The 14,679-nt window shown below is 36.8% G+C and carries 14 protein-coding genes and 1 pseudogene; 9 read left to right on the forward strand and 6 right to left on the reverse strand.

Going from position 1 to position 14,679, the window contains the following annotated elements:
• From QME58_11415 to purL, 3 genes are all read left to right on the forward strand, one after another.
• Positions 1-1,206, forward strand: a 1,206-nt coding sequence (locus QME58_11415) for an outer membrane protein transport protein (protein MDI6804434.1), incomplete at its 5' end; no start/stop codon positions are given.
• Between the two features lie 126 nt (positions 1,207-1,332).
• On the forward strand, positions 1,333-2,598 hold the full coding sequence (locus QME58_11420; GenBank protein ID MDI6804435.1) for an outer membrane protein transport protein: 1,266 nt from the start codon (positions 1,333-1,335) through the stop codon (positions 2,596-2,598).
• A gap of 90 nt (positions 2,599-2,688) precedes the next feature.
• Entirely contained in the window at positions 2,689-4,914 is a 2,226-nt protein-coding gene (purL, locus tag QME58_11425; GenBank protein MDI6804436.1) for a phosphoribosylformylglycinamidine synthase subunit PurL, read from the forward strand.
• Positions 4,915-5,011: 97 nt separating this feature from the next.
• Here purL and QME58_11430 read toward each other — a convergent pair whose 3' ends face one another.
• The 6 genes from QME58_11430 to QME58_11455 are packed head-to-tail and all read right to left on the reverse strand — an operon-like array spanning position 5,012 to position 9,561.
• On the reverse strand, positions 5,012-5,938 hold the full coding sequence (locus QME58_11430) for a diacylglycerol kinase family lipid kinase (GenBank protein MDI6804437.1): 927 nt from the start codon (positions 5,936-5,938) through the stop codon (positions 5,012-5,014).
• Complete coding sequence (gene dapF / locus QME58_11435) at positions 5,931-6,803, reverse strand: diaminopimelate epimerase (GenBank protein ID MDI6804438.1); 873 nt, start codon at positions 6,801-6,803, stop codon at positions 5,931-5,933. Before dapF ends, QME58_11430 begins: the two co-directional genes overlap by 8 nt.
• Positions 6,804-7,328 (reverse strand): adenine phosphoribosyltransferase, encoded by a 525-nt coding sequence (locus QME58_11440; GenBank protein MDI6804439.1) that lies wholly within the window; start codon positions 7,326-7,328, stop codon positions 6,804-6,806. It lies immediately after the preceding gene.
• Complete coding sequence (locus QME58_11445) at positions 7,325-8,110, reverse strand: enoyl-CoA hydratase/isomerase family protein (GenBank protein MDI6804440.1); 786 nt, start codon at positions 8,108-8,110, stop codon at positions 7,325-7,327. The genes QME58_11440 and QME58_11445 overlap by 4 nt, the downstream gene beginning before the upstream one ends.
• 5 nt (positions 8,111-8,115) lie before the next feature.
• Complete coding sequence (gene rpe, locus QME58_11450; protein ID MDI6804441.1) at positions 8,116-8,778, reverse strand: ribulose-phosphate 3-epimerase; 663 nt, start codon at positions 8,776-8,778, stop codon at positions 8,116-8,118.
• Positions 8,779-8,784: 6 nt separating this feature from the next.
• A complete protein-coding gene (locus QME58_11455; protein ID MDI6804442.1) occupies positions 8,785-9,561 on the reverse strand; it encodes a PASTA domain-containing protein in 777 nt (258 codons plus the stop codon).
• A gap of 107 nt (positions 9,562-9,668) precedes the next feature.
• Between QME58_11455 and cdd the strand changes: the two genes are divergently transcribed.
• From cdd to QME58_11485, 6 genes and pseudogenes are all read left to right on the forward strand, one after another.
• Positions 9,669-10,061, forward strand: coding sequence for a cytidine deaminase (gene cdd / locus QME58_11460; protein MDI6804443.1), 393 nt, complete (start codon positions 9,669-9,671; stop codon positions 10,059-10,061).
• Positions 10,062-10,064: 3 nt separating this feature from the next.
• A complete protein-coding gene (locus tag QME58_11465; GenBank protein ID MDI6804444.1) occupies positions 10,065-10,637 on the forward strand; it encodes a thymidine kinase in 573 nt (190 codons plus the stop codon).
• An 18-nt stretch (positions 10,638-10,655) separates the two neighbouring features.
• Entirely contained in the window at positions 10,656-12,005 is a 1,350-nt protein-coding gene (locus QME58_11470; protein MDI6804445.1) for a nucleoside transporter C-terminal domain-containing protein, read from the forward strand.
• 1 nt (position 12,006) lies between these two features.
• The gene (locus QME58_11475; GenBank protein ID MDI6804446.1) at positions 12,007-12,813 is read left to right on the forward strand and encodes a purine-nucleoside phosphorylase; all 807 of its coding nucleotides are present in this window, start codon (positions 12,007-12,009) and stop codon (positions 12,811-12,813) included.
• An 18-nt stretch (positions 12,814-12,831) separates the two neighbouring features.
• Positions 12,832-14,466, forward strand: a complete 1,635-nt coding sequence (gene bshC, locus QME58_11480; protein ID MDI6804447.1) for a bacillithiol biosynthesis cysteine-adding enzyme BshC — start codon at positions 12,832-12,834, stop codon at positions 14,464-14,466.
• Positions 14,463-14,630: pseudogene (locus QME58_11485) on the forward strand (pirin family protein). Before bshC ends, QME58_11485 begins: the two are co-directional and overlap by 4 nt.
• The last annotated feature ends 49 nt before the right edge of the window (positions 14,631-14,679 follow it).

Below are 14,679 nucleotides of genomic sequence, written 5' to 3' on the forward strand. Positions count from 1 at the left end.
GATAAAATCTATAACACTAAACTTATATTTGAATTTTTGGAACTGCCCTTAATAATGTTATCGTTTGAATCACAAGTTTTTGCCGAAGGATTTCAAATTAACCAACAGGGAGCAAAAGCAATGGGTATGGGTGGCGCATTCACTGCACAAGCAAACGACCCCTCTGCAATATTTTTCAATCCTGCAGGATTGGGATTCCAAAAAGGGATGAAAGTGATGGTAGGAACGACATTAATATTTCCTTCAACTAATTTTACGAGTCCTGCCCCATATTCCAAAAAAACGAAAATGAAAAGCCAGATATTTTATCCAAGTAATTTTTATGGAACTTACGGAATGGATAACGGTTTTGTTTTGGGACTGGGTGTTTTTAAGCCTTTTGGATTTGGAACAGAGTGGGATAAAGATTGGGAAGGAAACTACTTGGCTGTAAAAACCGACTTGCAAACAGTTTTCATTAATCCAACGATTTCATTTAAAGTGAACGAACAATTGTCTATTGCTCTTGGTGTGAGTTACGTTTCAGCGGATGTGAAAATTCCACTCGCAGTCCCAAGCGATCGTCAACTGGACTCCCCATCCATAACAACTTTTTATCGGACCGGAGAGCTTGAAGCATCTGGAAGTGGTGTTAATATTAATTTCGGGTATTTACTTAAACCGTCCGACGAACTTTCGGTTGGGTTGTCATATCGGCACACAACCAAACTTGATTTAAAAGGCAAGGCAAAAATTACAGAATTACCTACAGAATATGATGGCGAAACAACCATTACGTTACCCTCCAACATTTCTGCTGCAATCGCCTATGTTGTGATACCTGATTTAACTGTTGAAGCAGGTTTGCAGTATGTAATGTGGGAAAGTTATAGCACTTTAGATTTAAATATTAAAGATTGGAAAAATGTATTTTTATTCCGTCTCGGCGGTGAATATCGTTACGAACAATTTGCTTTTCGTGCCGGTTATGTTTACGATAAAACCCCTCAGCCTGATAAATCGGTTGAACCGATGTTGCCCGATGCCAATCGGAATACATTTGCATTTGGTGTCGGTTATAAACTTACCGATGCACTTAATTTAGATTTTGCATATCAATATGTTATGTTCGCCGACAGAACCGTTACATCCCCTATAAATTTATTCCCCGGAACTTATAAAAGTTCTTCGAACCTTTTTGGTATTAGTGTAAGTCACCAGTTTTAGCAAACAAAGTGCGAGGTTTAGATAATATTTGAATCTTACTTGACTTTTAAAAAATATTTGGTTAATATAACACGTCAAAAATGTGTTCTTAAATAACAATATCATTAACAAATCATGGAGACATCTATGAAAAAATTTATTAACATTTCGTTCTTATTTGCTTTTGTAGTTTTGTTTGTCACTACCCAATATTTATTTGCTGGTGGTTTTCAAATAAACGAACACGGTGCAAAAGCTATGGGAATGGGGGGTGCATTCACCGGTCTGGCTTCTGATCCCTCAGCAATATTTTTTAATCCGGCCGGTTTGAGTTTTCAAAAAGGTGCTAATATTATGCTTGGCACTACACTAATATTTCCATCGACAACATTTACACCAAAAGGCTCGACTCAAGATGCGAAAATGAAAAGTCAAATATTTTACCCATCTAATATCTACGGGACATATACCATGGATGATGGCTTAGCATTTGGTATCGGAGTTTATAATCCTTATGGATTAGGCACTGTATGGGATAAAGATTGGGTCGGAAGTAGAATTGCTACAAAGACTGAACTCCAAACATTTTTTATTAATCCATCTGTCTCATATAAATTTAATGAACAATTATCATTTGGAATCGGTGTGAGCTATGTTTTAGCTAATGTAGAATTATCATTTCGAGTTCCAACCTTTCGTACTCTACTTCCTCCAACACCCTCAACAACAGACGGAACAGCTTCACTTGAAGCTGATGGTAATGGAATTAACTTCAATGCAGGAATAATTTATCGACCATTTGATAACTTGATGCTCGGTCTTGCCTATCGGCATTCAACAAAATTAGAACTTGAAGGAACAGCAAAATTTACTGATATGAATGCATTACAATCTTTCTTTCCCGGTGGAGATGGAAGTACAGAGATAACATTGCCGTTAAACCTTACATTTGGTGCTGCTATTGATGTCACGAAAGAATTAACTGTATCGACAGATATACAATTTATCGGCTGGTCGTCTTATGATTCTTTAGTGGTAAAAATTACTGAAGGACCAGCGTCACCTCTCGGTGTACTTCAAAAAGGTAGCACATCAATAAAGGATTGGAAGAATGCTTTTATTTTAAGATGGGGTGTTGAATACAGATTCGAAAATTGGTCACTTCGAGGTGGACTTGTATTTGACGTTACACCGCAGCCACTGCACAAAACTGAACCAATGCTCCCCGATGGAAACAGAGGTGAAGCAATGTTGGGTATAGGTTATAATATTACTGAAAACATTATGATCGATGCTGCATATCAATTTATAAAATTAGAGCAAAGGGCTGTTGTTTATTCAGATATTAATTTCCTCGGAACCTATAAAAGCGACGCCCATTTATTTGGTATAAACGTAGGATATAAATTCTAATTTAAAATTTTATTTTATCAATCCCATCTGATTTTTTGAACAGATGGGATTTTTTTTTATATTCATTCAACAATTACGAGAAAAATTGCTTTGTCGAATGAAAAAGAACCTTTAGTGAATCTTCAGTTAGCCAACGAGCATGGTTTAACTGAGGATGAGTATAATCGTATTCTCGAAATATTAGGAAGGACTCCAACATACACCGAACTTGGTGTTTTTAGTGTAATGTGGAGTGAGCATTGCTCATATAAAAATTCAATTGCATTATTGAAAACTTTACCTAGAAGTGGAGAGCGACTTTTGGTGAGTGCCGGCGAAGAAAACGCAGGTTTAGTAGATATAGGTGATGGACTTGCTGTAGCATTTAAAATTGAAAGTCATAACCATCCGTCAGCAATCGAACCATATCAAGGTGCAGCAACCGGCGTCGGTGGGATAATGCGTGATATATTCACAATGGGTGCTCGTCCAATAGCAGCTCTCAACTCACTGCGTTTTGGCAATCCAACCGACCCACGTGTAAAATATCTGATTAAAGGGATAGTAAAAGGAATCGGCGATTATGGAAATTGTTTCGGAGTTCCAACTGTGGGGGGTGAAGTTTATTTCGATAAATGTTATACCGAAAATCCTATCGTGAATGCTATGTCTGTAGGAATCGTCAAACACGATTGTATTATGAAAGCGGCAGCAAAAGGAGAGGGGAATTTAGTTATGATTGTCGGTTCAGCTACCGGCAGGGATGGGATTCATGGGGCTACATTTGCATCACAAGAGATTTCGGAAGAATCAGATGAGAAAAGACCCTCAGTGCAGGTAGGCGACCCGTTTACAGAGAAATTGCTATTAGAAGCGACACTTGAAGCTGCTAAAACCGGATACATCATCGGAATCCAAGATATGGGGGCTGCTGGTATTGCATGCTCCACATCAGAAATGAGCGAACGCGGTAAATCAGGTATGGTAATCGACCTGAATAAGGTACCAGCCCGAGAAACCGGTATGAATGCGTATGAAATTATGCTTTCAGAATCGCAAGAGCGTATGTTGGTGGTGATTAAGGAAGGGGGTGAAAAAATAATTCAAGAAATATTTAAAAAATGGGATTTACAAGTTGAAATAATTGGAAACGTGGATAACTCGGCTATCTTGAAAATTTATATGGATGGAATATTAAAGGCTGAAATACCAGCCGAATCGTTAGTTTTAGGAGGGGGTGCTCCTGTCTATTATCGTGAAAGTATTGAACCAAAATATTTATCTGAGACAAAGAATTTTTCTTTCGAAGAAATACCTGAACCGATTGATTACAATGAAACTTTAAAAGAAATGTTGAAATCGCCTAATATTTGTTCAAAAAAGTGGATATATCAGCAATATGACTCTATGGTGAGAACCAATACCATCCCATCTGGGATTACCGATGCAGCTATTATCAGAATCAAAGCTACTAACAAAGCCCTTGCACTAAAGACAGACGGGAACGCTCGTTACGTCTATTTGAACCCTCGTAAAGGAGCAGAAATTGCTGTAGCTGAATCGGCAAGAAATGTTATTTGTTGCGGTGCTAAACCGATTGCTATCACAAATTGCTTGAACTTCGGGAATCCATATAATCCAGAAAATTATTGGCAGTTTAAAGAAGCAGTAGCGGGAATAGGAAACGCTTGCCGTGTACTCGAAACTCCCGTTACAGGCGGTAATGTGAGTTTTTTTAATGAGAGTCCCAATTATTCAGTTTTTCCAACACCTGTTATTGGTATGCTTGGGCTGGTTGAGGATTTAAAGCTAATTACATCGATGGAATTTAAAAATGAATATGATTTGATAGTTTTAATAGGCAAAAATCATGGTGATATATCAGGATCAGAATATCTTAAACATATTCACGGTAAAACAGAGGGTGATGCTCCGTATTTTGATATTAATTACGAAAAAAAAGTGCACACGACTGTATTAGAAGCAATTCACGAAGGAATTGTTGAATCTGCTCACGATGTTAGCGACGGTGGCATTGCAGTAACTTTATCTGAATGCTGTATTGCATCAGATTTAGGTGCTGAAATATTTTTTGAAAGTGCTTACCGATTGGATTTTATTTTATTTGGCGAAGATCAGATGCGAATAGTTATTACAATTGAGGAAGGCAGTTTAGCCAAATTAGAACAAATTGTAAATAAAAATAAAACAGATTATAAGATAATTGGAAAAGTTAAAGGACATAAATTAATAATTAACTCTATCATCGATATACCAGTGAAAGAACTGAGACAAACCTATTACAATACACTAAAAGAAATTCTCGATGGGGAGTAGCATTATAAATCGAATTTATAATAATCCATATTAATAGATTGGGTAAATGAATTACTTTACATAATATTGATTATTAGTAATAGACGTATTCAATGAATTAGCCAGTAATCACATGAATAGCTGCTGGTATCAAACTTATTTTTACTGTATTAACATTATTCCCAACGATTTCTCCATCAGCATGAACAAAAAAATTTTCGTCAGATTTTACTTCAATATTTTGAGCATGTGAAAATTGAACTTCTTTATACTTACCATGCAAACCTTTCAGAACGCTCGGAAACATTTTAAGAATTTTAAAAAAACCAACATGCTCAACATAGCAAACATCAAATTTATTATCATCTAATTTTGCCCCCGGAGTTAAATAAAAACCACCACCGGCACTGACTCCATTTCCGATAGCAATTAAAAAATACTTGCTTTTTAAATGTAATTCATCCAATTTGAATAAAAAATTAGGTGTTTGATATTTCAATAATGCTCGAAATAGTGCGAAAATATATAGTGGCAAGCCTCTAAGTCTCTTAATTTTTGAACTTTCGTAAGCTACCGACGCATCAAAACCAATTCCGATCCCATTTATAAAATATCTCTCGTCATATATCTCCAATTTATCATCTATTTGCCTGTGTGTTATTACTTTACCTACGTCAGCTAAAATGTTCTTATTATTTAAAATAATATCGATTGCATCAATCAAATTATTTGGCATTTTAACTGCTCTTGCAAAATCATTTCCTGAACCTAATGGTATTACTCCAAATCTAATTTTGCTATTCACCATTCCATTCATAACTTCGTTCACCGTCCCGTCTCCGCCAATTGCTACAATTACATCGTAATCTTTTTGAGCCTCGTTAGCTAATTGGGTTGCATGCTTCGGTGCGGAAGTTATTGAAAAAGTATGATTTACACCCTTTTCTCTTAATAAACTTCGAATTTGTTTAATTGCCTTGTAAGCACGTCCACGACCCGCAACTGGATTCAGGATAAAATGATATTTCGTTTGTTTGTTACTCATTAATATTTTTTTCTTTAATCGAATAATTTAGACGCCCCATAAAAACTTGATTAACCGGACCTTCAATTGATACGTGAGTTATTAGATTTTCAGTTGTATTAAAGTCAATAATTAAACTGTCTTTACTTCGAGTTAATACTTTTATCGGTGAATTCCAATTATAGCGCATAGCCGCCAAGATAGCAGAAGCTATCGAACCGGTTCCACACGAAAGTGTTTCGTTTTCGACACCCCTTTCGTAAGTTCTTATTTGAACCTCTCCCCTACCAGTCGTTTTAACAAAATTTACATTTGTTCCAGTTGGAAAAAATAATTCGTGGTAACGAATATATTTTCCTAATTTATTAACATTTATCGTTTCAAAATTATTGAAATCTTGTGGCATATCTTCTATAAAAAGAGCCGCGTGTGGAGCACCTGTATTCACATAATCCATTTTAAATTCATAGTTGTCAAATCTAATAAGCAAACCCATTCTAAAATCGGTTGGATTTTTCATCAAGAGACGAATTTTATTCTCTACAATTTCAGCAGAATAGATATAGTTCAAAGCTTCAAATTGCGTGGTTTGTTTTCCAGCTGCTGCCAACATATATTTTGCAATACAGCGTCCACCATTTCCGCACATTCCACCTTCAGAACCATCTGCATTCAGGTAACGCATCTTAAAATCGCTTATATCGCTATTTTCGATTACGAGTAAGCCGTCGCCACCAACCCCACGATGACGGTTGCAAACAATTTTGGCAAAATCGGAATAAGAGAAAAGATAACGCCTGTCCCGATTATCAATAAGAACAAAATCGTTTCCTGCACCTTCAATTTTAGTGAAATCAACTACAATATTTTTATTAAAATTATTCAATTACTCTGAATCGTAACATATCAATGAATGAACATCGTATTTGTCTAACAATTTTCTCCCATTCAAAAACGAAAGTTCGATTAGGAAAGAAATACCTGCAATCCTGCCGCCTAACTTCTCAATTAATTTACAAGCAGCGTTGATTGTGCCGCCAGTAGCTAAAAGGTCGTCGTGCAACAAAATGTTTTCACCGGGAAGGATTGCATCTTTGTGTATCTCAATTGCATCTGTTCCATATTCAAGCTGGTATTCTTCGCGAATAGTTTCTGCCGGAAGTTTTTTCGGTTTTCTGATAGGGACAAACCCGATTCCCAAATTATATGCTAAGGCAGCGCCTAAAATAAATCCGCGTGATTCAACTCCAACTACTTTATCGATTTTGGTATCTTTGAATTTTTCCATAATCTGATTTACAGCCGAGTGATAAGCCGCCGGATTCTTAAGCAAAGTTGTGATATCGCGGAATACAATTCCTTTCTTCGGGAAGTCGTGAATGTTGCGAACATAATTTTTCAATTCGTTCATTTCCAATTTATTCTTTCTTTTTTTAAAAACGATTCAACTCCACGTTTGCAATCTTCTGTCATACGTGTAAAGGCATTCATATTTGCTGCATATTCAAGTGCCTGCTTTGTGTCCATCTGTCCAAATGACGAAAACATTTCTTTACAAAGCCCCATTGCAACATTGCTATTTTGTTCAATTAATTCAGTTGTAAACGATAACGCAGTTTCCAATAATTTATCGGAAGCAACCGCTATGTTAATCAAGCCAAAATTTTTCGCTTCTTCAGCTGAAATAATTTTTCCACTCATTACTAATTCCTTTGCTTTTCCTTCGCCGATTCTTTTAACTAAAAATACCATCACTATCGCAGGAATAAAACCGATTTTAACTTCAGGGTAACCAAACTTAGCATTTTCTTTTGAAGCTATTATAAAATCGCACACTGTGGCTAAACCGCAACCACCGGCTAATGCCGGACCGTTCACCATAGCAATTACAGGTTTACGAAGCTCATATATTGACTGATAAAGACGCATCAAAAGACGAGAGTCTTCTTGATTATCTTCAAGTGAATACTTTGAAATTTTTTGCAAATATTCCAAGTCAGCGCCAGAACAAAACGCATCACCTTCACCAGTTAAAATAATTGCTTTTGTGTTTCCATTTTTACCGTATTGAATAATAGCATCGGTGAGCTCTTTAACCAACGTATCGTTGAGCGCATTCCGTTTTTGAGGACGGTTTAGAGAAATTGTTGTGATTGAATTTTGGTTTGAGATTTTAAGTTGGACAGGATTCATAAAATTTATGAGATTGCTGATTTTCTGAGATTCCGTACTGCATTAGTTATATTTTTACTTTTGAAAACCGAATTTCCCGCAACAAGAACATTAGCACCCGCTTCGACCAGTCGCCTTGCGTTGTCGGGACTTACACCGCCATCTACCTCAATAAGTAATTTCGGATTTACATTATCCCTAATGCGCGAAATAGTTTCAATTTTCTCGATCATAGATGTAATAAATTTTTGACCTCCAAAACCAGGATTCACTGTCATCACTAAAATCATATCAACATACGGAAATATTTCTATCAATGTATTTGTTGAGGTAGCGGGATTCAAAGTAACTCCGGCTTTGATACCCAGCGATTTGATTTGTTGCACAGTGCGGTGAAGATGCGGACAAGTTTCCACATGAACAGTAATGATATCCGAACCGGCTTTTACAAAATCTTCGATATACCTTTCCGGTTTCTCTATCATCAGGTGAGTATCCAATGTAAGCTTTGTGATTGACCGTAAAGCCTTTATGATGATCGGACCGAAAGTTATGTTCGGAACAAAATGCCCGTCCATTACATCGAAGTGAATCCAATCGGCGCCCCCCTTTTCAACGAGACGCATTTGGCGTTCAAGATTTGTGAAGTCAGCCGAAAGTACTGATGGTGCAATGATAATATTTTTCATAATAATTTAATACTCGAATCTTTCAATTTTTTTACTGCCGGTTTTTGTAACAAATAAATTTACCTTTTCTCCCCATGTTATTAATTCACCAGGTCGAGGATATTGTTCGATGATGGTGTTAGGCAGAAGATCGGAGGATGGTTGATATTCTATCTGCCCTAATTTTAAACCTAATTCTCCTAAAATTTTTTCTGCTTCGTTATACGATTTCCCTACAAGGTTTGGCACTTCGACTTTATCAATTATTTTTCCTTGGCTTATAATTATTGAAACGAAACTATTCTTCTTTACTTTACTCCCTATTTGAATAGATTGATCGACAACCGTGTTTTCGGGAAACTCGTCGGATGGTAAATATTCGATTTCTCCTAATTTCAATCCGCTGCGGTCGAGTGTGAATTTTGCATCTCTTAGCGATTTACCTTTCAGGTTTGGGACAACTACTTCTTGTTCACCACCACTTAATGTTAAATAAACGCGTCTTCCCTTTTTTACAATCCCATTTTCAGCGGGATTCTGAAAAACCACAACTCCGATTGGATATCTAACGTCAGGTCGAAAACCGCCGTCCTGTGGTTCTAATCCTAATGAATCCAACAACTTTATTGCTGCTTCTTTTTGTAAACCTACTAATTTGGGAATAGCCACCACGCCCCCTTTATTTACATACCAAGGTAATAGAATGTTGTTGCACAAAAAAAATAGAAGCAATAATATCAATAAAGCGAGCAATAGTTTTTTAGCAACTGGCGATTTGATAATATGATTTAATTTCTTTTTCATAACTTTGTGCCAAAATATATCAAATACTTGTTTTAAATTCAAATATCTTGATATTAGTTTAATTTTTATATATATTTTGTAAAATTTTTAACAACCTAAAGTTTAGCATGGATTATAAAAATCTTATCAAAGCGGCAAACTCAGCAAAGAAAAATTCGCATTCACCGTATTCAAAATTTCGAGTCGGTGCCGCAGTTTTAACCAAAAGCGGAAAAATTTACTCCGGATGCAACATCGAAATCAGTTCTTACTCGCTAACTATATGTGCTGAAAGAACAGCTCTCTTCAAAGCCATTTCAGAAGGGGAGAAAAAATTTATAGCACTCGCTCTCTCTACAGATGAAGAAGGCTTCACCTCACCGTGCGGAGCATGCCGACAAGTTATTAGCGACCTTGCAGGCGATATCGACATAATACTAACCAACGGAAAAGGTAAAGAAAAACTACTTCGCACTTCTGACCTTCTTCCCCATCCTTTCACACCAAATAATTTAATATAAAATATGGAAGTTACACTTCATAATACACCAAAAGAAATCGGTTGGATCGAAGTAATCTGTGGTTGTATGTTCAGTGGTAAAACCGAAGAACTTATCCGCCGACTTCGCCGCGCCCAAATAGCAAAACAAAAGGTTGTAATTTTCAAACCGGGAATTGATACCCGGTATAGTTCCGACCATATCGTTTCGCACAATACACAATCTTTATCTTCAACTGTCGTGAATAACCCAAAAGATATTTTGGAGTTAGCAAAAGAATCTCAAGTTGTGGGTATTGATGAAGCTCAATTTTTTCCTTTAGAAATTATAGAGATATGTGAGACATTAGCAAATCAGGGTAAGCGAGTCCTAATTGCTGGTTTAGATCAAGATTATCGTGGGAAGCCGTTCGGACCAATTCCACAATTACTTGCAACTGCAGAATACATCACAAAAACATTGGCGATTTGCGTAATCTGCGGAAACCCTGCCGACAGAACACAAAGAATGACTAATCAGCAGGAACTTGTAGTCATTGGCGCAAAAGACGTTTACGAAGCAAGATGCCGCCGGTGTCATCAAGTTTCGCATGAATAATAATTTTAGGAGATTATAATGGGATTCGAATCTATCATTCGTGGAATTATAGGTGTTTTAGTAATAGTCGGAATTGCTTTTTTATTTTCGAATAATAAGAAAAGAGTAAATTGGCGATTAGTTGGGATGGGGTTGCTCATTCAATTAGTGTTTGCAATTTTCATAATTAAAAGCCAAACCTTAGCCAATTTTTTTGCTCCTTTGGGTTACCCAAAACTTATTATTGAGGGGCTCGGAAATATTGTCGTTAGCTTACTCGGCTTTACAACCGAAGGGGCTAAATTTGTATTTGGAAATTTAGCTGTCAATAATGGTGATGGCAGCATGGGCTTTTTCTTTGCTTTTCAAGTCCTCCCTACTATTATTTTTGTTTCATCCTTGACTGCAATCTTATATTATTTGGGAATTTTACAGCGGATAGTTCAAGGGATGGCTTGGCTGATGATTCGGCTGATGGGAACAAGTGGAGCTGAATCGCTTTCAAATTCTGCAAACATTTTTGTCGGTCAAACTGAAGCTCCTTTGCTAATCCGTCCTTATGTCGGAAATATGACACAATCCGAATTACTTACCATTATGGTGGGTGGTATGGCGACTATAGCAGGGGGTGTTATGGCGGCATACATTCAAATGTTGGGACAATCGTTCGCTGATGCTCAAAACTTAGATTTAGCCACAGCCCAAGTGAATTTTGCAATACAATTGCTTGCGGCAAGCGTTATGGCTGCTCCGGCAGGTTTAGCAATTTCAAAAATTCTTTTTCCAGAGGTTGAAGAGCCAGTGACGCGCGGAACTGTAAAGGTAAAAGTTGAAAAACAAGCTAATAACGTGATCGAAGCCGCCGCTGGGGGGGCATCTGATGGGCTTCAACTCGCACTCAATGTAGGAGCAATGTTAATTGCTTTTATTGCATTAATCGCACTTTTAAATTATGTTTTAGCTGCTGCCGGGACAATTGGAGGCATAAACGAATTCTTTATACAGAAATATAACCAACCACTCAGTTTACAGCTTTTATTTGGTTTAATACTTCAATATTTAGCATTCGCTATCGGAGTTCCATGGGCCGATGCTATGCACTTCGGAAGTTTAATAGGAACTAAAGTAGTGTTGAACGAATTTGTAGCATACTGGGATTTAGCAAGAATGATAAAAGAAGGTGTGTTAAGTCAAAAAGCAATATATATGGCAACTTTCGCTCTATGTGGATTTGCAAATTTTTCATCAATCGCAATTCAAATCGGTGGCATAAGCCCGATGGCGCCACATCGAAGAAAAGATTTAGCTTCACTTGGTCTTCGAGCCGTTCTCGGTGGTTCATTAGCAACTTTATTAACTGCAACAATTGCTGGACTTTTATTAGGATAATATGAACGAAAAACATCTGAAAGAAACAATCTCATTCATCAAATCGAAAACAAAAAGCAATCCGAAAACAGGAATTGTTTTAGGTTCCGGTTTAGGCGATTATGCTGAAAACTTGGAGATTGATGCTGTCATGGAAACCTCATCAATTCCTCACTATCCGGTTTCAACTGTTGAGGGACATAAGGGAAAATTAATCTTTGGTCGTTTGAAGAATAAACAAATATTAGCTTTTCAAGGGCGCGTTCATTACTACGAAACAGGAAACTTGAACACTATCCTCTACCCTATTCGAGTCGCTCATAAGTTAGGTGTAAAAACCATCATACTGACAAATGCGGCTGGCGGTGTAAATCGGCATTTCCATCCGGGTGATTTGATGTTGATGAAAGACCATATCAATTTGACTTTCGAAAATCCAGTCGTGCTAATTGGAAAATCAATGCAAACAAAAGGTTATGTTTACGATCCGAAATTAATTTCTTTGATTATAAAAATTGCTGACGATATGAAAGTTCCTTTACGTGAAGGTATTTATGTCGGTGTAAAAGGACCTTCATACGAAACAGCATCGGAAGTGGAGATGGTTCGAAGAATTGGCGGCGATGCCGTAGGTATGTCAACCGTAAACGAATCTTCATTTGCGAGTGCACTCGGGATGCGGGTCGCAGGAATTTCGTGCATTACAAACTACGCAACCGGTGTAACTAATTCAAAACTCTCGCACGCCGAAGTAACTGAAGTAGCTAATAAAGTAAAACATAGATTTTCAAGTTTAATCTCTTCAATTCTACTCGCAATCGAAAAATAAACTAAAGGGAGTTAACCTATGAGTTGGTTTAATTATAAAGACATTCCGGATGTAGGTGGTTTCACAAATCTTTTTAACGATTACGTTTCTGATTTTAAGAAGGTTCAACAATTTTACGAGTGGGACTTTCGGCAGATAAGCAATTTCAAACTTCGCTGCGATAAAATACGGAACGATTACAAACATCGGAATTCTATTTGCGATATATTACTTCGGCAAAATAAAGATTTTGGTTGTTTTGAACAGACATTTTATAATTTAGAAAACTTACGTGCAGAAAGTACTTTTGCGGTTGTAAGCGGACAGCAGGTTGGGATACTCGGCGGTCCTTTATATACGATTTATAAAATCATCACACTCATCAAACTCACAGAACAGTTAAATCAGAATTTTCCCAGTATTCAATTTGTCCCGATATTTTGGCTGGAAGGCGAAGACCACGATTTCGATGAAGTGAACAAAATTAAAATAGTAACAAGCGATAATCAGATTAAAACAATCGACTACCAATTAAAAACAAAAATAGGACAGCACGGTCCTGTAGGTAGTTACACTCTCGAAAATATACTCGATTTATTGATCCATCTCCAATCAGCTCTACCGAACACAGAATTCAAAAGTAAGTTGCTTGAAATAGCTGAAGCTTGTTATTACGACGGGGCGACTTTTGAAAAATCATTTGTAAAATTGATTAACGAACTATTTCCAAAAGCCGGTATAATATTCATTTCATCAAACGATTGCGGCGTTAAGAAATTATTGTCCGAAATATTTAAAATAGAAATCGAAAGCCATCCCAAAACCTGCCAACTTGTTATTCAGAGAAGTGCTGAATTAGAACATAAATATCACGCACAAATTAAACCGAGAGCATTAAATTTGTTTTTATTCCATAAAGGTGGAAGATATTTGATTGAACCGAGAGAAAACGATTTCAGCTTAAAAGGAACACGAAAGTTTATAACAAAGGAAGAAATTCAGCAGATCATAACTGAAACTCCTGAACTTTTCAGCCCGAACGTTGTGCTTCGGCCCATTTGCCAGGATACAATTTTGCCAACAGCGGCTTATGTCGGTGGTCCCTCGGAAATCGCGTATTTCGCTCAATTAAAGCCCATTTACGAACAGTTTCAAGTCGGAATGCCAATTTTATATCCCCGTGCATCTGCTACGATTGTGGAAGAAAAAGTTACCAGGATACTCGAAAAATACGAATTGGGTCTTCTTAGTGTTTTGAATGATATTGAAAAAGTGAAAAAGCAGGTTATCAATTTAGTATCCGAGATTAAAATTGATGATTTATTTACAGATTCGAAGAGCCGTGTTAATGATGTTTTAAGTGAAATGAAATTTGGTTTGGGATATATCGACCAAACGTTGCTTGGTGCTTTGGAAACTACACGCGAAAAAATTGAATCGCATTTAAATAATTTAAAAGAAAAAACTGATTCCGCACAAAAGCAGAAGCACGAAACAGCTCTCCGACAAGTCGAAAAAGCTATTAACAACCTGATGCCGGATGGAAATTTGCAAGAACGGGAATTAAATATTTTTACTTACATGAATAAATACGGTTTAGAATTTCACAAATATCTCACTAATGAAATTCAGATAGATAAATTTGAACATCAGATAGTGGAACTATCAAAATGAAAAAGGTCAGAACCATTCGAAAAGTTTTTATAAGCAAACCGACAATTGAGGGAGCGGGTGTTCATTTGAAACGCGCGTTCGGTTTTCATGAAGGAAATATGTTCGACCCGTTCCTGCTTCTCGATGATTTCCGTTCAAACGACCAGAGGTATTATATCAAGGGCAGTTCCAAAAATTCAAATATAAGTTTAGTGTTATAGATTTTATCGTCGT

The sequence above is a fragment of the Bacteroidota bacterium genome (assembly GCA_030017895.1).
In the GTDB taxonomy this organism is placed as follows: domain Bacteria; phylum Bacteroidota; class Ignavibacteria; order UBA10030; family BY39; genus JASEGV01.